Origin of the sequence: Rhodohalobacter sp. 8-1 (assembly GCF_038150125.1) — a bacterium.
Lineage (GTDB): Bacteria > Bacteroidota > Rhodothermia > Balneolales > Balneolaceae > SW132.
The window spans coordinates 13,023-37,857 of sequence record NZ_JBBVMF010000023.1; the positions used below are offsets into that span (position 1 = coordinate 13,023).

Genomic DNA, 24,835 nt, shown 5'->3' on the forward strand with positions numbered 1-24,835 from the left:
TAGAGCCAAACAAATTCTAAAAGGCCGAAATTTAATTAAGTTCCGTCAAACATCTTCAAAAACCTGATGTATTCTCTCTTCCATTTTTTTGGATGAAAACGATTCAACGATGGTCTTTCTGGCAGCTTTACCCAGCGCCAATCTTAACTCTTCACTCTCAATTGCTCTCTTCAAATTTATTCGCAGGTCTTCATTGTCTTTTTCCTCTGCAAGCAATCCATTTTTACCATGATCGATCACGTGGGGAATGCCGGCGTGGCGTGTCGACACTACGGCTTTTTCCATACTCATCGCTTCAAGAATTGTTACGGGAGTACCCTCCATATCGCCGCTCTCAGCAACCCGGCTGTTTAAAACAAAAATATCTGATTTACTTATCAGTTCCTTAACTTTTTCATGAGAAACCGCTCCATACATATGAATCCTGTCTTCGAGGGAATACTCCTTCACAAGTTCCCGGCACTGTGCAAACTGCTTGCCGTCACCGGCTATGTGAAGCTCAATATCAGGGTATTCCAGTGACAGCTTTTTAAATACCCTGATCAGGTCCGGCACACCTTTCTTTGCCGCTATTCTTCCTGCATGAAGTATGCTGACCTTACCTGATTCCGGCCCGGTCCCGTCAGAGCTAAATTTGTTTGAATCCACGGAACAGGGGATGACATGCACTTTATTCAGCCACTCATCCAGATTCAGGGTATCGATCATGTGCCTGCTAACCACAATAATCTTCGAGGCATAGTCAAAAAGAGCCGGCAATTTCTCTCTGTACTCTTTATCTCTGAGCAAAGTGGATGCATCATAACCATGAAAAGTAACCACCAGGGGGATATTGTGTTTTTTTGCAATTCCCAGAATCTCTAAAGCCCTGGGCCCGAAATGAGCATGAATGGCTTTAATGTTCTTCTTTTTAAGTAGCGACCTCAGTTCAAACAGGGTGCGGGTATTGAAATAGAGGTTCGTATCATAGTATTTCCTCGCCAGTTTGGAAACCACCTTATCCGCGAAAAGGTGTGGCTGATCAATTTTTGTTCTTTCAAAGCTATCTGCATTGAACTTGTGCGGATTCTCAAATTTTTTCGCCATCAGGTGGACATTACAGTGTTTTGCCAGAACCTTCACCTGCTCATACATAAATGTCTGGCTTAAGAGGAAAAGGATATCATTATAGACAATTACAGTCTCTTCTGGCAGGCCCATTGTACAATTGTTTTAATTTGAGAAATCCATGTTAACCCCGTTTTCTCACCAATGCCGAATCCACGCGGAACTCAGCAGGAAGACGGCAATATGTCGGCAGAAAGCCCGATGGGCGACAAACTTCAGATCAAGCCATTTTATCTGTCCGGTAAACAAAGCTGAAATTATTAATTTAATAATATGGGGATATCCTCGCCAAGAGTGCTCTGGAACACTCTGTTATTCAACTGAACCCTTACCTGCCGATTATACCCTCCGAACGAAAAACCATTTTCACGGTTTTCAATAAGCTCAATGTGAGATAGCAGGATTAAATACTCTGATGAATATTTTTGGTTTTCACATCACCCGTACTAATCCTGTTTCATTATAAAAAAATAGATTGATCCTTTACAGTTAAACATATCCAATTTTTAACCGTTTATTTAAAATTTTAGCCGGTTTTCATACTGCTTTGATTGCGGAAAAAACATACATTTTAAAATAAGAACCAATCAGACGTTTCGATGAATCAAATTTATTCGGGCTCTATGTTGATCGGTGTGGGTATGGGGTGGAATTTTATTACGAGTTATAGTTGAAGGCTATTTTCTTGTCAATAATTTTGTAAGGTTTAAATGAGATAGATACTCCTGATATCAGCTTTTGAACCAGACCCTGAAAGGGTCAAATATTTCAGCCTGGGGCATCGCCCCAGGTTGGAGATTCGGGTCAATCATTCCCCGAGGCAACAGATGTCATCAACGCTACATACCTTCTCGAGGGGTGGTGATCGTAAATCGATTAGTGGCAGTAGGGCGTTGATACGGCCTGAATAACAACCATCGGAATGGGATATATGCTGTAATTAGATGAAGGGCCGATGGTTTTTCAAGACGTGCCCGTTTACCTGGGGCGGTGCCCCCAGGCTGTGTTCTATGCCCCTTTTGGCCAAGCCATCCTTCGGGGCAGGGTCGTATTGTTGACTTCAAAATACCAGTGTAGATTGGGATTGTATTTTACAAGAATAAAAGGATATTTATTTTCATTCACACCGATCAACATAGAGCCTTTATTCGATTAGATAGATCCAATATTCTTAATATTAACAACTTAGTTTATTAGATTTGTCCAACCGCTTAAAAAGTGCTTAGTGATGCTGCCTGTCTGCACACTGTTTCTGCGGGCTCACTGCCTGGTTAGTGACAATAGAGAGTTCCATTTTAGTGAAATTATTTCACAGAGCATTGCATCCACCCCATCTTCTGTTCTGAGATGAAGCAGATGTATTTATTTTTAACCTGAAGAAAACGGATTTTGTTATGGTACGTAAGGAAGGTTTGGTCAGCGTTATTATACCGTGCTACAACCACGGAGAGTTTCTTGAAGAGGCCATTGACAGTATTTTATCTCAAACGTACCGGGACTTTGAAATAATTGTAGTAGATGACGGATCGGATAATGCAACAACGCTGGCCCTTTTGAAGAATCTTCAGAAACCTAAAACCACCGTCTACAGAAAAAAAAATGGCGGAGCATCTTCAGCAAGAAATTACGGAATAGAAAAAAGCTCCGGCAACTACATTCTGACCCTCGATTCAGACGACAGGTTTGCGCCCTCCTTTCTGGAAAAAGCGGTCGCTATCCTGAATCAAAATCCAAAGGCAGGAATGGTTACCTCCTGGGTCAAGCGGTTCAGTGAAACAGAGACTTCATACGCCCGGCTGGAAGGGGGAGGAATCGAAGATTTTATCATCCGAAACCATGCAAGTGCATCCCTTCTTTTCAGGCACAGTTGCTGGCTGGATGCAGGAGGCTACGATGAAGAGATACCCGGTTATGAAGATTGGGACTTTTTTATCGGTGTTACCAAGTGCGGGTGGAGAGTAGAATCGATACCTGAATATCTGTTTTACTACCGGTTATTGGAGGGGTCCAACTATGATCAGCATTTAAAAATCAGTCCGGACATCATAAAATACATGGCAAAAAAACATAAGAAAGTGTTTCAGGAGTACGTAGTGGAAGTGCTTTACAATAAAGAGCTTGTACTGAACGAATTCAGAAATTCGCTCAACACATACAAATCTTCCGCTTCCCTGAAAATCGGAAACCTTATTCTGATGCCCTACAGAACCCTGAGAAATTTCAGGAAAAATTAGCGCTACTAAAATTGCCCTTATTTTTTTGACGCTTATCTCAAGTTCCGCAATATGGCGATGGTTTGGCTACAGAATACGTTTCATTTAAACGTGACGGAAACAGTCTATTTCAAAACTTTTTATATACAGCCATTGGTTTCGCCGGTCATTCTTCGGTCACTATTTTATAAGACATCAGATCGTATATAAAATGAGTGGCGTGCACCTTTTCATGGGGATAAACCAGCCCCGTTTCGGGACGGCATATCTGTAGCTTCCCGGGAATGCGCAGCATTTCCGGGGGTGTAATGACGCCTCATTAAAAAGAAGCGCCATAGGTGCGGCATAAATTGAACTCTGTATTCAATATCAAACTTAAAATCAAAACAGATAGTCCCGCTCAAATTCAATATCTCTCAAGAGATCAAAGATTAACCCAGGCTCCGCAATATGGCGATGGTTTGGCTACAGAATACGTTTCATTCAAACGTGACAGAAAGAGTCCATGTCATAACTTTTCATATACAGCCATTGGATTCGCTGGTCATTCTTCGGTCACTATTTTATAAACCATCAGATCGTATATAAAATGAGTGGCGTGCACCTTTTCATGGGGATAAACCAGCCCCGTTTCGGGGCGGCATGTCCGTAGCCCCCCGGGAATGCGCAGCATTTCCGGGGGGTATAAGGATGCCTTAAAAAAAGAAGCGCCGTAGGTGCGGCATCTTCCGAACTCTGAAATCCATCACAGGCATTTCGCATCTGCCGCGCTCAAATATGTCATGCTCGCTTTTTACCCCCCCTGGCCAACACTCGCAGTAAAAGGGTTAAGGATAGCGAAGTACGAAAAATTTCTTACTGCATATTTCAGTAACCCAATCTCTGATCAACATTATAAACCCGTTATTAACTGAGGCGGCTTCTGATAGCTCCAAAAATAACGCGCGGATTCTTTACGCTTCTACTGATGAACCTGCGAAGGCGAAGTAACCGGGTGGGCTCATTAAATGGAATGTCAGAAAGCAGCTCCGGCCAGCCATAGGCAACCATATCACGTTGAAGTACGCCTGCTGCACGGTATTCAACCGGGAGGCGAAGCATCGTTTCATAACAGAATGCCTCTGCCATAGGGCTTGTACTCTGACGACTCAGCCCACCGGGATTGATCATCCCGCCGGATAAATATGACATTGGCGCCTGCCAGCACCCCATTCTCTGTTCTATGTAAGCCAGATCAAGCACATCAGCATTTTTTTCACGGAATTCACTCGGAATCTCATTTAACCATTTGGTAGTCGCAGCTTTAACCTCAGCATTATCCAGAGGTGCTTTAACTTTTTCCATCAGAAATTCTGGAGTCAGGGGTTCACTGGGAACACCTTTTTTCCAGAAAGGTCCCCGTCCTGTTTCACCGCCCATTCCCGCCAGGTTAAAACGTGCATTTGAATCGAAAGGCTTTCTTTGGTGAACACCGGGAGAGGAAAACAAACCGGGAGATGAAGCTGCCTCTCCTATTCGAACAAATCCACGCCTCATGTAATCTTCATTGCCGCTATTTTTGTTTGTATTCCGTTTCACTTCATGTGGCAGTCCGGTAATTCGAGCCAGCCGTCGCGCAACATACAGATCCGTTTGCGACTCAAGATCAGATCCGACGGATGTAGAAAGTATAACATCGGCACCGTCTGCCACAAAAGGCCTGAGCATGGAAAGTACCGCCCGGGAATCACGGCCGGCTGAAGCAAAAACTTTGAACGAATTGTATTCAGAAGAGAGGGCATCAAGAAAACGCCGCTCATGGTCTACCATAGCAGCCGCCCCTTCTTTACCAACATGTTTTGGCTTCAGTGCTCCGGAAGGCCAGTGTCTTTCAGACAAAAATGTATCAAGATCCAGGTAGTGATTGGGAAGAAGCCGGTATAGACTTTGAAAGGCAGTTAAACCAAATGAGAAATAAGATTTCCTGTTGAGGCAATCGTAAGCCAAACTGAGCTCTTCGTTTCGCTGAATACCGGGCACAAGATTATGGGATGTCGCAACAACACGTTTCTGCGGATGGTAGACAATAGAATGTGAAGCTCCAAGATACACCCTGCTGATAGATGCACCACCCGGCCCGCCGATGATAATGGCCACCCATGGGCCCATAATCCCGGTACCGTCACTATACCCGGCAGAGTCACGGCCATAAAAGGCCCGCTCAAATTCCGCGACATCAGAATTTTTGCTTACCGGCAGAGTCAACTTCTTCTTTGGAACAATGCCGCCATCTGCGGAAAGGTAAGCCAGTGGTTCCAGCAGCCACCCAAGAGAGTCCCCCTCTGCAGACAGTAATTCACAGACATAGGCATCCGGATGAGCAGATAGCTGCCAGCCGTGCAGGGAATATTTTCTCCACCCGTGAACACCATCATCTCCTTCAGGAGTGAGAACCCATTGCCTGTAAAGCTCGTCAGGACTGAGAGGTGCAAGTTCATCAAGAGCCGGGTGATCATTATTCATATACCTATCTTTTTTTATCTGAAGATGATCTTACCATCGTTGCCAACGTCCGCATAAATTGAGATAACGGATAACAGAGAACGAGCACTCCGGCCCAATGTTCCGGCAATAATTTCAATAATTATATTTAATTAGCTATTATTTGAACTGTTTTAATCCTGCGGGCCCTATTTTTAAATAATATTTGAAAAAAATTCCCTCACAGATAAAAAATCTTTATTAGCATCAAGGTTTAAAGTTCTTCAAATTTAAATAATTGTGTCAGACATTCAACCGGTGAACATGGCAAACGTTTCTCATAAAAATCAAGGCCATCACCCCAGGACTCTTTATCTGCACATTGGCATTCCCAAAACTGCTTCTACCTGGCTGCAAACCAACGTTTTTTCGAAACTGGACCATTTACAATTCCTGGACTGCTCGAAAAACACGATGTTTCAGGATATCCCAGACCTTTCTGCAAAGCAGCGCAGCCTGGGAAATATTTTTAGCAGTTCGATTCATATTTGGGAAAAGTTTGGTGACACAATCTTTGAAGGTCTGATAGGAGACCGGCAGGCCTGGCTCAAAAACGATCAGGATCTGCTCATTTCTGATGAGAGAATCGGGAGGCAGGGAAGCCGTCCGGCTCTGCTTGCTGCTCACTTACGCTATATAAAACGAAAAGCCTTTAATTGGAGCTTTGTAGCGTCTCAAAATTATTTGTGTATTCCGCCGGCAAGACCACTGGCTCCTCATAACCGGCGTGTACCCGCCCGGCCAACTGCCGGGTCGCCCGCCCCAGCTGCTCGAACTGTTTGTAGCCCGCACAGTTAAGCCACCGTATTTTCATCAATCGGCCCCTTCAAGCCCAACAGCTTTTGGACGGTGCTATCCCGACTGAGCTGTTCGAAATGGGCCAGTTGCCGGTGACCACATAAATAGCCGTAAATGATTACCCCAAAGATTTGCCAATCTTTATACTGACAGTTCGCCCCAAAGCCAAGGTCCAGATGCTCAGCCAGGGCCTGCCCGAAGTTCAGGGTTTCCAGCAGAAAATCTGAAAACGGAACCAGCCCCCCATAATTGATTAGGCGGTCATCGGTAAATTAAGGGGTAATTGGGGTGGTTTTTTTCGTGGATTTTTGACAAGTTTCTTTCATTTTAAGGGGTCTACTAACAGTTATTTATTATCTTTCTAACTCATTGTTATATATATATTTTGGGTTATAATCTTATTCACCTCCCTTATATGGAATATTTAGGTAGTAATTATTATAGCGATATAGAGTTTTCAACTTATGAAATTAACAAAATTTATAAAATCTACAGGTAAACGTGCACTTCATAAAATGGGTTGGGAATTGCAAAGGATTACTGAAAAAGATACTGGTAAGTTCAAGGAACCCCCACCAATAATTGATGACCCTTTAAAAGCATTGCTTCTGCGACAGACAGGGACGCGAGTTGCATTCAATTGCCCTATTGAATTCTGCAGGAATGAGCTTGGTTTTGGATATGGATCCAATGAATGGCACCCCTTTGTAGCTACTTTAAAACAATATGAACAAAACAACAACCTCCAATACAATGACTCAATCCTGAAGCACTACTATGAATCGTGGCAACCCACGAACGCAGCTGAAGCATTTGCTGGTTTTGAACAGGCACCGAAAAAATTCCTTCAACTACCTCCATATTGCGCCCTTCTTGTTCCATGGAAATCGAAAACTCCAGAATCTCTTTCAGCGAATATGGCGCGTTGGAGGAAAAGTGATTATCGTGAACATGGCCGCTCCGATCTCCAATGGGAAAAAGATGGGCTAAATCTATTTGGCCCTGTATCTGATGAATTGGGAAAATTCGAGTTCACTCGGCTTAAAAAAATCTACGATCGACTCAAGACAGAGGGTTACGACCGCCATCACGGAGACATAGGTGTGATGATAGTGCGCAAGGGGAAATATTATCGTTTTTTAAATGCGAATGGAGGAATTCATCGTTGTGCAGCAATGGCTGCCCTCGGATTTAGAAAATTTCCGGCCCAATTTAAAGCTTCATATTTTATAGCTGATACAAAAGATGCTACTCGTTGGCCACATGTGCTCTCAGGCTTATGGTCTGAAAAATCGGCACTCGCATATGTTGAATACTTATTTAGCTTTGACAGTAGATCTTGGGTCCGAGACATGGATTTTCCAAATTTAAATTTAAGATCCCCAAAAAACGGTTCTGTTTGACTACCAGGTGACCCGAAGGACGCCCTACTCCAAAGTAAACACTCAATTGATTTATCGGATACATACAGACCGATGGATTCAGAGTGTCTACAATATGATTTGCCGGTGTAGACATAGCGAACTTTGCGTGCTGGCCATAGGGGTTCCAGGAGTTTGAGAAATGCCATACTTGATTCCTGTTCGGCGGTATACGACCTTGCCTTGGAACTTCCTTCAGAACCCCAATTACTCGACGTCCATGAGCCCTCACCCAACAAACAATTCCCGTTTCCTAGTCTTCCATTAGCTATTCTTTTTAAAAAGATTTTTGGGCAAATTTGATAGAACATATTAGAATATAATTATTTGACTTTGTACTACCTTCGCGATTAACATAGCATGAAAAATTAAAAGAAATACTCAAGATATGGAGTGGTACAGGGATACAATCTCTAAAAATATTTTAATTTAACTCAAGTATTTATTTGATCTCGCATGAAAAGATTGGTTGCAATTAAAACCGGACAATTATACTTACTGCGCTTTTGCTGCAATCGAAAATAAATACTGCTATCAAACTTCAGGAATTTGATGGTACCATTCGCTACCTATATTACTAGATTTCTTAAAAACAAATTAAATTATTGCCTACAAATATGAAAAGTGTAGAAATTTTAGGACCAGTATTAAAGAATAAAGGAGATGAGTTGACGCTTCGCGCAGTTGCAGAGCGAATCGAGCCTCATTATGCACTCAGTATTTCGACTGATCTTAAAATCAGAGGCCAGAATAATCTACCCGAATTATCGCAGCTGACATCAATGCCAAGTAAGAATGAAATAGGAGAAATATTTCGGAGACGATCCTTCAGTAAATTTCTTTCGGTGGCCAAACGAGGAATAATTCTTCCACTCTTGCCTCAAATGACATTACGAAAACTTGGGTATATTAAGGCCAGACATCGAGTGGCTCTCTTGGATTGTTCTGGATATGCATATGGTGATAAGTGGCCTCCAAAGCGGATGATAGAACGTGCTGAATACTACAAGAAACTCCGTGAAAAAGGTATAAAATTGATATTAATGCCACAGGCACTTGGTCCATTCGAAGACCCTGAGATTCGGAAACATGCAAAAATTCTTTTAGAACTATTTGATTTTATATTTCCCCGGGAAGCTATCTCTGCAAACTACATATTAGAATTAGGTATTGATTCCGCTAAATTTGAAATATGCCCTGACGTAACCCATTTACTTGAGGGCCCTCAACCTTCAAATTCAGACATATGGTCAAAAAGGGTTGCAATAGTTCCCAATGCCCGAATGCAGGATAAAACGGATGCTAAAATAGCCAATCAGTATATCGATTTTCTTGTAAAATGTATACAGACAGTTAGGGCGAACGATCTTGAACCGGTCATAATTCTTCATGAGGTTAATGATGATAACTTGGTAAAAAAACTAATTAACCAACTTGATAATGATATCAAGGTATTTAATGAGGATGGAATCATAAGCAAAGGTTATTTGGGCTCTTGTTACGCCAATATCGGTTTTCGGTACCATTCTCTCGTAAGTTCTCTGAGCCAGGCTACACCCTCACTGGCAAGCTCCTGGGCTCACAAATATGAAGAGCTTTTTGATGCATATGATTGTTTAGAATATCTCATATCACCAAATTTGAGTAATAAAAAAATTACGGATAAGGTCAATGAATTTCTTGCTCCCGAGAAAAACAAACAGTTGCGTGATAAGCTGCAAATTCATGCAACAAAGCAGAAAAAAGAAGTGGAAAACATGTGGCAGAGGGTTGAATCCATTATTTCTACCTAAGACAACCAAAGGGGATTGGAAATAGCACTCTTCGGTCCAAACTTGTTAAAAAAGCTTTTGAGCATACAAAGAATTTTATTTTTTAATGCTTCAACCGACAAATTTTAGATTAAATTGACAATAAAATTCGATGAACATTATTACAAGAAAAATTAAAACATTGATGCGTATTATACGTGATAAGGCTCAAGGTTTTAAAATGCAATTGGCAATTAAAAAGCACCGTAAATCAAGTTTCCCGAAATTAGAAATACTCTACCCTCCAAGTGAGGAGGATTTACGATCATCCTGGATTTATCAATCAGAAAACTGGACAAAAGTTCAGAGTAGATGGACAGACAGGCAACTTTTAAATGATGGTAGAAGTATTACCAAAATTGATAATTATGAAGTCCCGGGTGATGATATTAAAATGGATGAGTCAGGGAACTTGAATGTTAATGTTTTAGCTACCGGAGATGATAAGTGGGTGTATTACTATTTAAAACCGGAAGAACATATTTGGCGTAATTTTGAATGGAAATTTTATGTGAAGCGAATGTCAAGTTTCCGGGAACTGCAATTCGGATTTCGATATCGCGATTTTTATAACCGATACAGATTCAGACAAGAAAATGACAGAATTTATTTCGATAAAGTTCTAAACGGTCAGTTTCAGAACAATATTCGCAGCAAGAAATTTATAATGGAATTAAACAGGGAGTATGAATACAAAATTGTATGTTTTAATTATTATTTTGCACTTTTTATAGATGGACGTGTATATCTTGAAGTTTTTGATTTTGAAAAAAGTTTTAAAGAGGGATCTATAGCAATTATTCTGTGGGAAAATAATGGAAAAATCCCAATACAGGCAACAATCAAAGAGCAACAAGTACACGAATTATCTAGCTGAGTATCTCATGGCTTGAAAAATTGAAATCGGAAATTAAGACGTACACAAAATTAAAAGTTACTGGATTGAATTACGATGACATTTACCGATTAACTGAATTTGTATACTAGTGTTACGTCATGTATAAAATGTCGGATAAATAGTTAGTTTTATTTTTTTGGCAATGGGTATACGCTTTTTGCAGATCCCTCCACTCAGCCTGAAAAACACAGGCTTCTCTCGGGATGACAGAGGGCATAATTGGGTGAAGGGGCGGCGTGTATTATGCCTTGTTTCAAATATGTGCCCTGTCCTCACGCCGCCCCGCGCTCCTACATCAGTAATTTCATTCTGAGAAAGCTGTGCTTTTCAGTTTTCGAAGAATCTGAAAAAGTATTTACTACTATAAACATACTATTCTTAATAATCAGACCGACAATTGACTATTGACACTACAGTAGAATAATGGATTCCCTGATGGACAATTTTTGGAGTCTATATAACAAGAAATTAATGTGGAATACACACATCTTTGCAGTACTATCAAGTTCATCAGACCAAATTGCTGACTATTTAACATAATTACACTTTTTTGAAATTATTATGTTACGTTGGTTTTAACAACAAACCAATATTCGTATAAAGCCGTATAAGGACTGGAAGACAAAACCATTTTTGTAAAAGTGTTGCAACATAATGGGAGTATCCCTTTTGCAGGTGAAGCCGTAATACTTGCTGTAACTTAGAATGCTTCATGATAGAAGAGATATTAAATTCTGAATTTGAGATTAAATGTTAAATGAACAGATTGTTTTCCAATTTGTTTTTCTCCAAATTGGTTGTGATTATGCCATTGTTGAATTGGCACCGGCTACTTTTTTCAAGAATTCATGAAACATCGTTGCCTAAAATCGAGAAATCGAAAGCGAACACTTTACCTGCACATTGGCATTCCCAAAACTGCTTCTACCTGGCTGCAATCCAACGTTTTTTCAAAGCTGCACCATCTTCATTACCTGGACTGCTCAAAAAATACGATGTTCCGGGATATCGAAGACCTTTCTGCAAAGCAACGCAGCCTGGGAAATATTTTTAGCAGATCGATTCGTATTTGGGAAAAGTTTGGTGACACAATCTTTGAAGATCTGATAGGAGACCAGCAGGCCTGGCTCAAAAACGATCAGGATCTGCTCATTTCTGATGAGAGAATCGGGAGGCAGGGAAGCCGCTCCACGCTGCTTGCTGACCATTTCAGAGAGATGAAACAGAAAGCTGGCGACTGGGGATTCGAACGGATCCATCTCATCTGTATGATACGGCGTCAGGACCACTGGCTTGCCTCACATTATGCCCAAATGTCTGACCGGAATCCCCAAGCCGGCCAGGAAGATTTTAAAAAACTTATCCGCAATATCACATCCCCTTACAGATTTCGCTACGGATTTGGCATGCTGCTCGAATACAACGAATTGTATGATCAGCTATCTGATGCATACGGTGACAGTAATCTCCTGATGCTGCCTTATGAAGAGTTAAAACAAACGCCTGCCGCCTTTTTGGAATCACTGCTGGGAAGACTTGGAACACCTTCCGAAACGATTGAACATATTCTTGATGAAACATCAGGCACTAAAAAAAATGTGAGGTCAGAGCAGGATGTATGGCAGCTGCGTAACAAAAGGAAACGTGTTGCAGGAATACCCCTGCCGAAATGGATTTTTACCGGAGGCGAGAAAACCATAAAACTTATGCCTGAATACACGCAACAGGTTTTTGAATGTTATTCCGCAGGTAACAGGGAACTCGCCTTAAAAACAGGTCTTAACCTTGAAGAACACGGGTATTTTGGTCCTGGGTCATCTTCGAAAAACCCTTAAAAAAGGATGAATCGTAACAATGAATAAAAAAAATAAACCGGTGCAGAAATATAATTCCCAACGTTCATCCTGGCTTGACACTAAATGGAAAAAAAGAAAGCAAATCACGCTTTCAAGGCGTCATATTCCCGGTAAAGTTACCCGTTTCCCTTTACTGATTGATCTTTCCAACGAGACCGACCTGGCGCAGCATGCTTCACCCGATGGACGGGACATCGTGTTTACCTCTGCTGACGGAACCACGCGGCTGCCATCTTATCAAGTTGTCCACCAGCGACTATTACGCGACCAGGCAGTCTGGACGATCTGGAGCGGCCCGCGGGCTGTGCGTTATACCGGAAATCAGGATAAAACCTATGTCGCTTATTACACTACAAACCGGGGGTGGTGGATTAGTTCCTACGACCATAACAATGACAGCTGGCAGCACTATAAGCTGCGATCTCATGAGCAAAGTGCAGAAGGACGCTGGTGGGACGACCACAATAATCCGGCTATAACCATTCGTAATGACGGACGAATTCTGGTCGTGTATGGCGAACACAGTACGGATCAAAGCTGGAGCCGTATTTCTGAACATCCGGAGAATATCACCTCCTGGAACAATGAAATTCCTTTCACCCAGGAGCAAAGGATTGCAAATCGAATTAATTTCAAGCCCTGGTTTTTTGCGAAACGGGTTTGGGCCAAACTAACAAATACAACCCGGCCCACGGTGTACGACCCGGCTTATTCGTACGTAAATTTATATTCTTTGCCCGACGGTACGATATGGCGCCAATATCGGCCGCTTACCACGTGGTCCGGCATAAGCCGGCAACCTACATTTGTTTTATCCAGGGACGGCGGTAATACCTGGAGTAAGCCGGTACGGTTTATCAAAGAAACCAACCGGTCTCCATACCTGGTAACTGCACAACAAGGAAACAACATCCACTTCTTTTTTTCAGATGCGCATCCGGACGAATGGAGCAAAACCTCTATTTATCATGCCTATTATGATCATTCTAAAGGCACATATCACAAAAGTGACGGGGAATTAATTGGAGATGCCTCCTGCCTGCCATTTACACCTGCCCAGGCAACCAAAATCTATGATGGGACGACTGCTGCCGGAGAGGCATGGGTGTATGATATAACTATTGATGAAGAAGGTAGAATCGCCGGGCTTTTTAATGTTTACTCCGGTGAAAAAGAGAATAAAAAATCACACCAGATTCATGAGTACTGGTATGCTTTCTGGGATGGCAAGGAATGGAAAACAAGTAAGATTGATTCCGAGTCCAATATTTTTTCAACCGGACAGAGAAGATATTCCGGTGGATTCGTTGTAGATACAGTAGATCTGTCTCAAGTCTATCTTTCACTTGTCAATCCGGATGGCACTGAAGATGGGTTTACACGTCATATCTGGCGCTATAAAACGGACGATAACGGCTCTACATGGAACAGGACCCGCATCAGCCGGCAAGGCCAGGGCAAGGCTCACTCCAGACCGGTTGTTCCTGTTAACCGGCACCCGGATCTGCCAGTTCTTTGGCAGTATGGGCATTACGTTAATTACCTGGAGTACCATACGGCTCTTGCTGCAGGAGACCATGGCACCCTGAATGATACCCAATACTATGTGCAGATAGCGGAACTAAATCCTGATGAAGATCTTACGCTATATGTGTACTACGGTGATAAATCCACAGAGAATCAAACCATACAAACGAAGTCAAATACCAAGATTCGGTCCTCATCCTGCCTTCTTTCCTATAAAGGCACACTGTCCCAAAACAGTATTGGTCAGCTTTCATTACAAAAGCTGGGAACTGCTCTTACATTCGAAATATCTGCCGTATGGGCATCCGACAGAAAAGGAAAAGGTGAAGCCGCAATTCTTAGCAGTGAACCGAAGGCCGAAACTCAATTCTGGATCGGAAAATCAGCAAACAACACACTGGAAGTTCGTCTTTTGACCTCATCAGGAAAGGAATCGATTGTTTTTGACGATTTAGCTTTTAAAACACGCGATTGGGAAGATGCCGCTGCTGTGCCTGAGCGGTCCGTTATCCAGCTCTCAATTCTTAAAGACGGCACTGTATATGCCCGCTTGAATGCACAGGAGAGCCGTGTTAAAAAAACACTGACCCACTACCCAAACCTCTCACCCGCTGATCTGGGCTGCCTCTATACTGCCCCTGAACCAGAAAATGATAAAATGCCATTTCAGGGCTGGATAGAGGCTGTACATATTTACGAAGGACGGCTGGATAAGAGCTGGCTGAATATTTCAGCCAAAGCTGAACAGATGGGGGCATTACTTGTTGAAGTGGGTAAAGAAGAGGATCTTTCTGACACTCAATAAGTGAATGATACTTTTCAAAACGAACGTACCAGAATTAAGTACATCATCAGTATCGTCATGCCACGCCCCTGCGTGGCATCTCCTGACTGCGCAATGGCCAGAAGGTCGCCAACGGCAGGATATACAGTTCAGGCTAGAATGGGAGATGCCGCATCAAGGTGCGGCATGACTTTTTGTTCAGTGCTTTTTACCCTGATCAATTTTTTTTACTCTGATCATTATAGAATTCAGTCAAGAAGATCTTTCTATAACTCAATAATTGCACTTGTGTGTTAACAATGCTAATCACTACTGCTCTTTACCGATTGCTTTTTGACAGGCTTCCAAACCATACCTGATCTCTTCACCAATTGCCGGAGTTGTACTATCTGAGCTGTCTTCATGACTTGAAGCAGTTTCCCTGGAAAACATTTTGTTTTTAATTCGTGACAACCACTCTCGCAAAACGATCAGACCGATTTTATTAAGCAACCCGGCAACCCGGTTAGATCCCGCGCGAACCGCTGACCGGAACCCCTTCTTTATTCCCTTCGCAGAATGAATATAACCGGGTTCTCCGTATATCCGTATCACACGCCTGCACTCTTTCGCGAGGTCCGGATAAAGGTCCTTACAATGCATGTATATCTTATTTAGTTCAACAGTTAACGAGTGACGATAGTCGTCCAGCATTTCCCGTTCTTCAAGCTTTTTTATGACCTTCAGGATTACATAAATCTGAGATTCCCGGCCTGTTCGCTTAAACCGCCCTGCACTTTGGGAAGCCCCAAGCTGTTCCTCAGGCATGCGCCTGTAATATGCGGCACCTTTTTGGGTGATTTGAAGATCAGTCCCATCTGCCAGGGCCCTCATCATGAGATCACCATCCTGATTCACTCTCACCTCCTGGTCCCACCCGCCGGTACGTTCATATGCAGCACGAGACCATAAAACTGAGCATGGAGGGTGGTATATCTCCCCTATCCAGCCATCCAGATAATCCTTCTCACTGCTCAAAGGAGAGCAGGACCTCGGCCTTTTCACCCAAAGACCATTAATTTTTTCCAGGCGAAACCACTGACAGGCAGCTATTCCGTCAGGATTCATTTCCAGTTGTTCAGTTAGTGCCTCCATGGCGTGCGGTCCCAAAACATCATCCGCATCGAAAAACATCAGCGCATCTCCCGATGCATATTCAGCGCCCATGTTCCGCGCCAGAGGAGCACCACCGCCTCCGCTGGATAAAATGGTCACTCCCTTGCCAAAACTTCCTGCGATCTCGGTGCTTCGGTCATCAGACCCGTCATCAACTACAATAATCTCATCTGCCGGCCGGGTCTGTTCCATTATTGAGCCAATGGCCTGCCCGATATATTGCTCCTCGTTATAGCACGGTATGACCACAGATATTTTCATTTGCTGCGTTCCATGCATAATCATTGTAGAATTTTCTGAACGGCAGACTGAACTTTGCGGGGCTCAATTAGTAAGTCCTTCTCCAGCGGGTGCATATCACCCACACTTTTTGCATTGAGAATCCAGTAATGATGATCCATGGCTGCACAGAGAGCATAGAAGTTAGGGTTCGGAAAACTTAAATCCGCAATCTCAACTACATGCGTTCCCGGTGAACAAAATATGACATTTGTGATGGCTGCACCATGCGGAGCAACAACAATTTCAGCCTGTTGCATCGTGGTTATCTGATCACGAAAACTCAGATCTTCCATAAATATTTTTTCAAAACCCAGTTGTTTAAGAAGAGGCCAAATCTCATCCTCGTTTATAAGTAAACGGCGCTTTGCTTTGGCCCTGCTGATATAAAGCCTTCGATGTGGGATTTCCTGCGCAGTGCAAACTGTATCTCGAACTGATCGTAAAAGTTCCGGACGAAACCGGTCTGTTTCAATCACAGTGAGTTTCTTCACTTTAAGGGGACGGGTGTAATCAAACGTGCGATAGTTGTCAGGATCTATATTTAGTATTTCAAAAGAACTCTCAATAACCGGTGTTCTGAGTTCCGGGGGGGGAAATATGACATTTTCAAGCTGATCCCGATCTTTCAGAAGAATCAGCTTCGGCAGGTGAGAGGTAATCCAGTGAGAATGATTGCGAAAAACACGTTCAAGAAACCATGTTGCCTCTTCAGTTTCTTCCAAAGGCTTTTTCGATCGAAGCAGATCCAGATTCCATGGTCTTAACGTAATCTGATCCATTTCCAGAGACCGCTCATCCTGGTTCAAAATAGTAACCCAGAATTGGTTATCGTCCGGGTTTATGCATGGAACCACACAACAGTCGGGCAGCGTTGCCGTGAAAGTTTCTCCACTGGTCCTGGCCGGTACATCCCAAAATGAATATCCCCACCACCCCGGATCATCAGGAAGTTCACTTCGTCTTTCTATATTTCGTGGTAAAGGGTTGTTTATCTTTTTCTTTTCATGAATCGACTCATAATCATATTTCTTTTTACTATGCTCTGTTCGATCCATGTATTCATGGATGGTCTCTTTCTCAACCCATTTGTAGTTAAACCATGAAGGAGACAGAAGGCGGTCTCTTACAGCTTTTCTGGCTATTCTGATAAGAAAGTTCCGGATTTTATCCCAAAGCGTTTTAAGCATAAATTTATCTATACAACAAGACATTAATCAAGCAGCATGAGTAGTAGAATGCCTTCTCTCCGTCAACTTTAAATACAAATCTTGTAATAAGTTATTATGACTCGTTTTTGCGACAAGTAACTTAGGATAAGTCCTGATGAATCACAAATTAGCAGGCAGTCATGAAGTACTGTTTTTCGAAAGGAGAACATTAAACAAATATCGAAGATTATCTCATTTTTTAACAATCAATATAAATCCTACAAGTTTCTTGATTATTCGAACAGGTTACCGTGTTGGTTCCTTCCATTCTGAATCATATCTATTGTTCCAAAGATCAGTTGTTACCATTGGCAAATTTACTTGCACTACTAATATAATATCATATAGTTTCTTATAGCTGAAAAAAGACCTGTTCTGAGCGCAGAGGTTCTGTATTCTTATCGATACATGAAGCGCCTGAAATCTTAAATTCTTTACATACATGTTAAGAAGAATAAGTGGAAAGCTGCAAAGGTCCGCGTTTACTTTAGCGGGAAGAATTGGTGCATGTAAAATTGAGGATACCATAGTACTGGCAGGCTCACCCCGCTCAGGAACAACGCTTTTACTCGAGTCGCTGCATAAATTGCACGGTTACAAAGCGATAAATGAGCCTCTGATCAAAAAGAAAATCCGAAAAAAGTATGGGTTTACTCTTCGAAGTTACATCGCCGGCGGACATTGGTGCCTGATCAGAAAAAATTTTTAACTCGTGTACTTCAAGGACAAATGGATCAATCCGCCCGGTGGTTATTCGATGCAGAAACTTTTTCAGGACGCATTATTGAACATAGTCAAAGAGATAAGCTTCTCGTTAAGTTCTGTCGAATTAACCGGATGCTGCCCTGGTTTGCAGAACAGTTTGATGTCCGAGGGATCATTTTCATTATTCGGCATCCATGTGCAGTGGTAAATTCAATGATGCGATTCGGACAATGGGACAAATGGACCTGGGAATACGTTATCAAAGATTCAGTCGCATCTCCTACAGTACAAATTGATCATCTTCCTGATTCTGTTCAAAACACTTTTGCCCCGGTTATAAATCGTATATCGACAAAAACTGAAGCACTTACTCTTATGTGGTGACTGGATCACTATCTGCCGCTCATCCATTCCAACCGGCACCCATGGACGCTTGTACCCTATGAAAAGCTGATAGCACAAAGTCAATCAGAACTCAGTAGAATTTGCACTGCACTTGGAGCTGATGTAAATAAGGATTTTTTAAAAACTCTGGATAAGCCCTCCTCTTCAGTAAAAGAAAAGGCAAAAGAAGATGCCGATGCTCAGCTTTCAAAATGGAAGAATCAGCTTACACAAAAGCAAATTGATGACACCCTCTCAATTATAGAAGAAACATGTTTATCCAGGTTTTATTCTGATTCTGCCGAGCCGGATTATCAGCAGCTAATGTTGCTACAGCAGAATAATTAAGAATGCACTTTAGTAAACGTAGTGTGATAAGAAAACGAGTGGTGGTCAATTGATTAATCCACCTAACCAAAACATTTCAGTTATTACGTAAAAGAAATTTATACTTTCTTTGGTCATCTTTGATACAGAAAAAGCTTTCACCAATTTTATGTGATTTCTTATTCTTTTTGCTGGAAATGTTGTTCATTTACTATGTGTCAATCATGATAGGGTTTGTTCATTTTGGTATTATCGTAGCAAAGCCTGACCTTTTACAATTTGTCATTTAGATACCGCATACTTCCGGTTCCGGACGCAGTAGGTGATATACCTCATTTACCCTTGTTCTGTATTTAAATTCCAAAGCACAGAGCACCTATCCTAAGTTCCTTATACTGTTTAACAGTGACAACTATGTCACATCCACATTTTCCCTCATTAGCAGATAGTAGCAAATGTACGTAAGAGGGGTGTGCCGCCATCCCATCAGCCATCCACTCAAACGGTCCAGGCTGTTCAAATCTCAAAGAATAGCGCTGAAATGAGTTGCCCGGATATAAGTAACCAAAATCATTTATTTGCAAAGATAAATCGTGAGGCACGTTAAAAACACACTGTCGTGTAGCATATTTCCGCTTTTTTCCTGTGGATTGAATGCTTCCGGTTCACTACCATTTCCGGACACTCAACCGATAACTCTCAATAAATTGTTTATCTTTGGCATGGCAGCAGCCTCACCGTCCTGATTTGCGGGCACAACATGTGACCGGAACGTACGCCAACAAATATTTTACAGCCTTAATCACTTTTGCGGATATTGCACTCATAACCCCGATAAAATAGATTTTATGCCGGTACATTTAGAAAAGGGTTTAGGATTCGTGCACATACCGCGGAACGGCGGTACCTATGTTGAGCATCTGATGGGAGTTCACAAAAAAAGGCCTGACTGGGGCCTGGGCTCCAAGAATTTGAATCGGTCAGCCGATTTGGAGTTTCTGATCGGGAGCGATACACAACACCTTTCATACGCAGACATGCTCGATCTGCTGGGCGAAAAGGGATTGTCCTTAAAATGGTTTGCCATTATTCGAAATCCGCAGGAAAGGCTTATAAGTGTCATCTGCTATATGCTGAACCGACCGGGAGCATTAACATCGAAAAAAAGATTGCTCGGCAGTTTCAGGACTATTTTCAAATTGTGGCTCAAATTCTATTTTAAAAATATAGGCTCCGGTTTGTTGCATCTGAGGGGAAACCGGCAAGTAAATATTTACAGCCCTGTGATCCAGCATTTAATGCCTCAGCATCTGTACCTTAACCTCGAGGGCAGTGAAATCAAAGGTCCCCTTCCTGATGTCGATCTTTACCCATTTCAGGAAATCAGCCGCATTGGCGACCATGTTCAGGGCCTGGATTCTGAAATTGCCGGCGGCAAAATCCCGAACAAATCAAAAGAGAAGCCTTCGCCTGATGAATTTAATCTTAAACTTATTCGATGGTTTACACTTTTGTTTTACAGAAAAGACTGGAAGCTATATCATAAAACCCTTGACCGCTGGGAAAAAACTGGAGAACCTTTGAAGGTAGCTCAATAACCATGAATTCTAAACGATACGGATCCGCCGGAAAAGTTTTCGTGATGCAGATCAATGATTACATGAACGAATTGCAGGGTCAATACTAAATGAATCTAAAAACAACTTTAAAAAAGTACCTGAGACGTGTTCTGTTCCGTCTCCTTCCGGAACTCCGGTCGCTGGATACCGGGCAGAAGGAACTCAGGTTTGATATGAATCATCTTACAGATCACTACGACACCCACTCACCTGAATTTCTAAAAAAAAGAGATGCTGAGCTCATCAAAAGACGGTTCAGAAAAATACTGAGTTATGAGCCCGATCTGGAAAATCCGAAAACGTTTAACGAGAAAACCCAGTGGCTGAAAATTCACTACAGAAAAAAGGGCATCCATAAGCTCGCTGATAAATATGCAGTCAGGAACTACCTGTCAGGCCTGGGATATGAAAAATACCTGAATACGTTATTTGGGGTTTACACATCTTCAGAGGAACTGCTCGAAGACTGGAAAAACCTGCCATCATCATTTGTCGTGAAGGCAAACCACTGGAGCGGAGGTAATTTTATAATCCGGGATAAAGAAACATTCAATAAAAACAAGCTCAAAAAGCTGGATGAATGGATGCGTAAAAATTATTACCACTTCCGGCGCTGGGGCGAATGGGTCTATAAAGATATTGAGCCATGCATTATTGCAGAAAAGTATTTGACAACCGGAAGCTCCGGAGATGTTAAAGATTTCAGGCTGCTATGTTTTAACGGCAAGGTCAAATACATCACCGTTGATGTCGACACACTTGGCAATACAAAAAGAGCTTTTTACGATCTCAACTGGCAGAAACAAGACTTTACGATAAAAAGGCCAATCTACCCGGGCGAAATTACCCGGCCGGCGGCTCTGGACGAAATGATCCGGTTTGCCGAAACCGTCTCCAAAGACCACCCTTTTTTACGGGTAGATCTCTATATCCCTGATTCAGGACAAATCGTATTCGGGGAGCTGACGTTTTTCCATCAAAGTGGATTTGGAGAGTTCATTCCGCAGCGATGGGACAGAAAGCTTGGAGATCTGATCGATCTGCCCCTGGCATAAATGCAAAAAAGAGCTGAATCCGGCGTCATCACTTTTCCCGCTGCACCTGAGACCTCCGCATTCAGGCAGCCTCCATGGCCTGGCGAACAGAGTGTTTTCTGCACATATGCCGGTCAGGAATAAACAGCAATTTTCCACTTCTCAGATCCCACTTAAGTCCGGGCATAAATGCCGTCAGGCATGATTAATACACCGTGGCAAAACCTTGAACATCGTGCGTGCCTGCGGCACTTCACCTGTAAGAAAAACCCTCCGGAAGTTCGAAAATCCTGGAGAGTTCACCCAGTAGTAGCAAGTCAACTTGGATAGTACATTTGTAAAACCAAAAATAGACTTTTTAGACAACCTTGTTATAAGATACCGGCGTGTCGAAGGCACATATTGTTAATTCCGGAGCTTCTTCATAACAACTAAACTGCCTCTTCATACTCTAGGAATATTTCTTCCACATCTTTTCCAATCTATAGATGAAATTGCAGCTATCACGCTTCCTGAATGGACCATTAAAACACCCAAAACCCCAATGCCTTCAGGCATGACTGATTTTATAACCCCGGGTGGCCCGAAGGGCGCCGCAGGCGAAACCCGGGGGCACTCAGAGCCACTACGATATGTGAATGCCGTAGGCATGGACCATGCACCGGGAAAGACCATACGTGCCTATGGCACTTGCTTTCAGAACAGTCGCCAAGTTCCCCGGAATGAATTCCGGGGTTATAAAATTCCAGCGTGCCTCTGGCACTTTTTTTTTGACTGGAAATTATCTGTGATCAAGCAGATTAGAAGTTCCAGTGCGTTCTGGATTTACTTTTACAGGCCACTTTTCAAGGAAATGCAGTAGTCGTTTCCTTCTCAAAACCTCCTTCCCAGCCCACCACCCAATGCCGTCAGGCATGACCCATCTATAACCCCGGGTGAGCCCGCAGGGCGCCGCAGGCGTAACCCGGGGGCACTCAGCGCCACTACGAAATGTGAATGCCGTAGGCATGGACAACATTGCATAACCAGAGTCCAGATTAATCCTATGGGAAGGGCCAATCCAGCAGATTCAAATCAATTCTGTAAAAATATATTGATCATCATAATCGATCTCGAACTTTTTCAGAAACATTAAATACTCCTCTTTGAAGGTCATCTTTTGGTGATGCTTTCCCTGATTCTGAATATATCTGAAAGTCTTTTCTACATGAGAGTGCCCAAGTGTAAAACTGCCAAAACCGGGCTGCCACTCAAACCTGTGAGTCAATAGTTCCGATTGGTTAATCCATTTGGAAGATTTGGCTTTAACGGATCTCATAACGTCTGAAATACATACTATTGGACTGAATCCAAAAAAACAATGAACATGGTCTTCAACACCGTTGACGATTATAGTTTTGCACCCCGAATCGTTTATCAGATTTCCCATCACACCAAAGAGAGTTTGCCTCCACTCTGATTGGATTTTTGCGCGGCGATACTTTACCGGAAATGTAGTGTGAACATAGTTCTGAAAATAGGTATTTGCCATAACTCTCCTCTCTCTTCAGTTGATTTAGGTTTTATTTGCAATTAGGGCAAAGTGACCAAAAAAATCAAGCCTTAAAAAGAATTGGACGTGCCTATGGCACTTGCTTTCAGAACAGTCGCCTAGTTCCCCGAAATGAATTCCGGGGTTATAAGATGCCGGCGTGCCGAGGGCACTTGGATTCGGTTTAGGTATACAAAAACTCACTCCACACCAGGTTTTGTGTCAACTTTAAACCTCTAAGGTTTCATCCGGGGTTTAATTCTTAATTCAATATCTGGGTTTTCCTAAAACATCCCGTTTCAGGGCGTGAACGTTTCTTTTCCATTGAGTCTACCTTTTTCCCAAAACCCCAATGCCGTCAGGCATGACCGATTTTATAACCCCGGGTGGCCCGAAGGGCGCCGCAGGCGAAACCCGGGGACACTCAGAGCCACTACGATATGTGAATGCCGTAGGCATGGACCATGCACCGGGAAAGACCATACGTGCCTATGGCACTTGCTTTCAGAACAGTCGCCAAGTTCCCCGGAATGAATTCCGGGGTTATAAAATTCCAGCGTGCCTCTGGCACTTTTTTTTTGACTGGAAATTATCTGTGATCAAGCAGATTAGAAGTTCCAGTGCGTTCTGGATTTACTTTTACAGGCCACTTTTCAAGGAAATGCAGTAGTCGTTTCCTTCTCAAAACCTCCTTCCCAGCCCACCACCCAATGCCGTCAGGCATGACTCATCTATAACCCCGGGTGAGCCAGCAGGGCGCCGCAGGCGTAACCCGGGGGTCCAGCGCCGCTACAACAATAGGAATGCCATAGGCATGGGCGATAGAACGGGCGTCACTTCCGGCATAGGGCCTATTTACAGCACTTTCTACAGATCCGGGAGGGTTCCGTCTCTGACCGGCTGCGTCAACCCGAGTATCACTTCGGCTTTTTAATTCCTGACCCGACAATACGGGGTGGAAGCATCAGTGATTTTATTTCAACCTCATCCATGCCTTCAAAGAAAACCTCCTTGTACGTCTGAGGACTGAACCGGTAATAATCTCCGGGATAATCGTGTATCTGGAATGTTATGGTTGATGTAAAAAACAGGTTCATATACTGGTGAAATCTCAGGCGCCTCAAATAGGGGACTTTGTCGAGCATTAATCTGTATTTTTCAACCTTGTAGTCTTTATAACCCGGCGTTCCAATTGCGATAAACCCGCCGGGCTTGGTAACCCTCCTGATTTCAGATAGCGTCTTCCAGAAAAATTTGTCGTGTTCCAGCATGGCATTGCAGAGAACACCGTCAAATTGTTCATCTTCGAACATGTCCATCGAATTGGCGTTCCCTTTATAAATCTTGTACTCCTCCAATGTATGAGGTCCGTCAAGATTTATCCCCACTTTTTCTTTCACATTATCCAGCGCCTTCATGCGAAGAAGGCTTTTCGATGAAGGTGTGGCGCCTACTTCCAGTACCGAACCGGTAATATTTCGTTTTGAACAGATACGTTCAAATTCCTCGTAAATTTTTGGATGCATAATGTCAGTTATCGGGCTTGATGGCTAAAATCTAAATCTCTTAAAATATAATTATTGGATTCGTCTGCGGTCAAAACAGATGCTGGAATGGTGCAGTGACACTCCTCAAAGCGAATTTAACGCCTTTTT

Annotated in this window: 15 protein-coding genes; 9 read left to right on the forward strand and 6 right to left on the reverse strand. The window is 42.8% G+C overall.

The genetic code is table 11. From position 1 onward, the window contains the following. Positions 1-45: 45 nt before the first annotated feature. Positions 46-1,200: a glycosyltransferase family 4 protein gene (locus AABW11_RS17170; RefSeq protein ID WP_340106373.1), complete on the reverse strand. Its 1,155-nt coding sequence runs from the start codon at positions 1,198-1,200 to the stop codon at positions 46-48. A 1,301-nt stretch (positions 1,201-2,501) separates the two neighbouring features. On the opposite strand from AABW11_RS17170, the gene AABW11_RS17175 reads away from it, so the two are divergent. Further along, positions 2,502-3,341, forward strand: coding sequence for a glycosyltransferase family 2 protein (locus tag AABW11_RS17175; protein WP_340106374.1), 840 nt, complete (start codon positions 2,502-2,504; stop codon positions 3,339-3,341). Between the two features lie 885 nt (positions 3,342-4,226). Here AABW11_RS17175 and AABW11_RS17180 read toward each other — a convergent pair. Next, complete coding sequence (locus AABW11_RS17180) at positions 4,227-5,822, reverse strand: hypothetical protein (protein WP_340106375.1); 1,596 nt, start codon at positions 5,820-5,822, stop codon at positions 4,227-4,229. 282 nt (positions 5,823-6,104) lie between these two features. Here AABW11_RS17180 and AABW11_RS17185 point away from each other — a divergent pair, with 282 nt between their 5' ends. The 6 genes from AABW11_RS17185 (at position 6,105) to AABW11_RS17210 (ending at position 14,956) form a co-directional block, all read left to right on the forward strand. Continuing rightward, positions 6,105-6,638 (forward strand): hypothetical protein, encoded by a 534-nt coding sequence (locus AABW11_RS17185; RefSeq protein WP_340106376.1) that lies wholly within the window; start codon positions 6,105-6,107, stop codon positions 6,636-6,638. A 464-nt stretch (positions 6,639-7,102) separates the two neighbouring features. Then, positions 7,103-8,041 (forward strand): hypothetical protein, encoded by a 939-nt coding sequence (locus AABW11_RS17190; RefSeq protein WP_340106377.1) that lies wholly within the window; start codon positions 7,103-7,105, stop codon positions 8,039-8,041. Positions 8,042-8,676: 635 nt separating this feature from the next. Beyond that, the gene (locus AABW11_RS17195; RefSeq protein WP_340106378.1) at positions 8,677-9,852 is read left to right on the forward strand and encodes a polysaccharide pyruvyl transferase family protein; all 1,176 of its coding nucleotides are present in this window, start codon (positions 8,677-8,679) and stop codon (positions 9,850-9,852) included. A gap of 130 nt (positions 9,853-9,982) precedes the next feature. After that, positions 9,983-10,747 (forward strand): hypothetical protein, encoded by a 765-nt coding sequence (locus AABW11_RS17200; RefSeq protein ID WP_340106379.1) that lies wholly within the window; start codon positions 9,983-9,985, stop codon positions 10,745-10,747. Positions 10,748-11,616: 869 nt separating this feature from the next. Beyond that, on the forward strand, positions 11,617-12,603 hold the full coding sequence (locus AABW11_RS17205; protein WP_340106380.1) for a hypothetical protein: 987 nt from the start codon (positions 11,617-11,619) through the stop codon (positions 12,601-12,603). Between the two features lie 19 nt (positions 12,604-12,622). After that, positions 12,623-14,956, forward strand: a complete 2,334-nt coding sequence (locus AABW11_RS17210) for a BNR-4 repeat-containing protein (RefSeq protein ID WP_340106381.1) — start codon at positions 12,623-12,625, stop codon at positions 14,954-14,956. Positions 14,957-15,244: 288 nt separating this feature from the next. Here AABW11_RS17210 and AABW11_RS17215 read toward each other — a convergent pair whose 3' ends face one another. Both AABW11_RS17215 and AABW11_RS17220 read right to left on the reverse strand, forming a co-directional pair. Beyond that, positions 15,245-16,351, reverse strand: coding sequence for a glycosyltransferase family 2 protein (locus tag AABW11_RS17215; RefSeq protein WP_340106383.1), 1,107 nt, complete (start codon positions 16,349-16,351; stop codon positions 15,245-15,247). 20 nt (positions 16,352-16,371) lie between these two features. Then, on the reverse strand, positions 16,372-17,559 hold the full coding sequence (locus tag AABW11_RS17220; RefSeq protein ID WP_340106384.1) for a glycosyltransferase family 61 protein: 1,188 nt from the start codon (positions 17,557-17,559) through the stop codon (positions 16,372-16,374). A 2,285-nt stretch (positions 17,560-19,844) separates the two neighbouring features. Here AABW11_RS17220 and AABW11_RS17225 point away from each other — a divergent pair. Beyond that, the gene (locus AABW11_RS17225; RefSeq protein WP_340106386.1) at positions 19,845-20,594 is read left to right on the forward strand and encodes a hypothetical protein; all 750 of its coding nucleotides are present in this window, start codon (positions 19,845-19,847) and stop codon (positions 20,592-20,594) included. An 89-nt stretch (positions 20,595-20,683) separates the two neighbouring features. Further along, positions 20,684-21,670, forward strand: a complete 987-nt coding sequence (locus AABW11_RS17230; RefSeq protein WP_340106387.1) for an ATP-grasp fold amidoligase family protein — start codon at positions 20,684-20,686, stop codon at positions 21,668-21,670. A gap of 1,048 nt (positions 21,671-22,718) precedes the next feature. On the opposite strand, the gene tnpA is transcribed toward AABW11_RS17230, so the two are convergent. Next, positions 22,719-23,180 carry an IS200/IS605 family transposase gene (gene tnpA, locus AABW11_RS17235; protein ID WP_340106388.1) on the reverse strand — a complete coding sequence of 154 codons (462 nt, stop codon included), beginning with the start codon at positions 23,178-23,180 and terminating at the stop codon, positions 22,719-22,721. Positions 23,181-24,097: 917 nt separating this feature from the next. Further along, entirely contained in the window at positions 24,098-24,706 is a 609-nt protein-coding gene (locus AABW11_RS17240) for a class I SAM-dependent methyltransferase (protein WP_340106389.1), read from the reverse strand. Positions 24,707-24,835 lie beyond the last annotated feature (129 nt).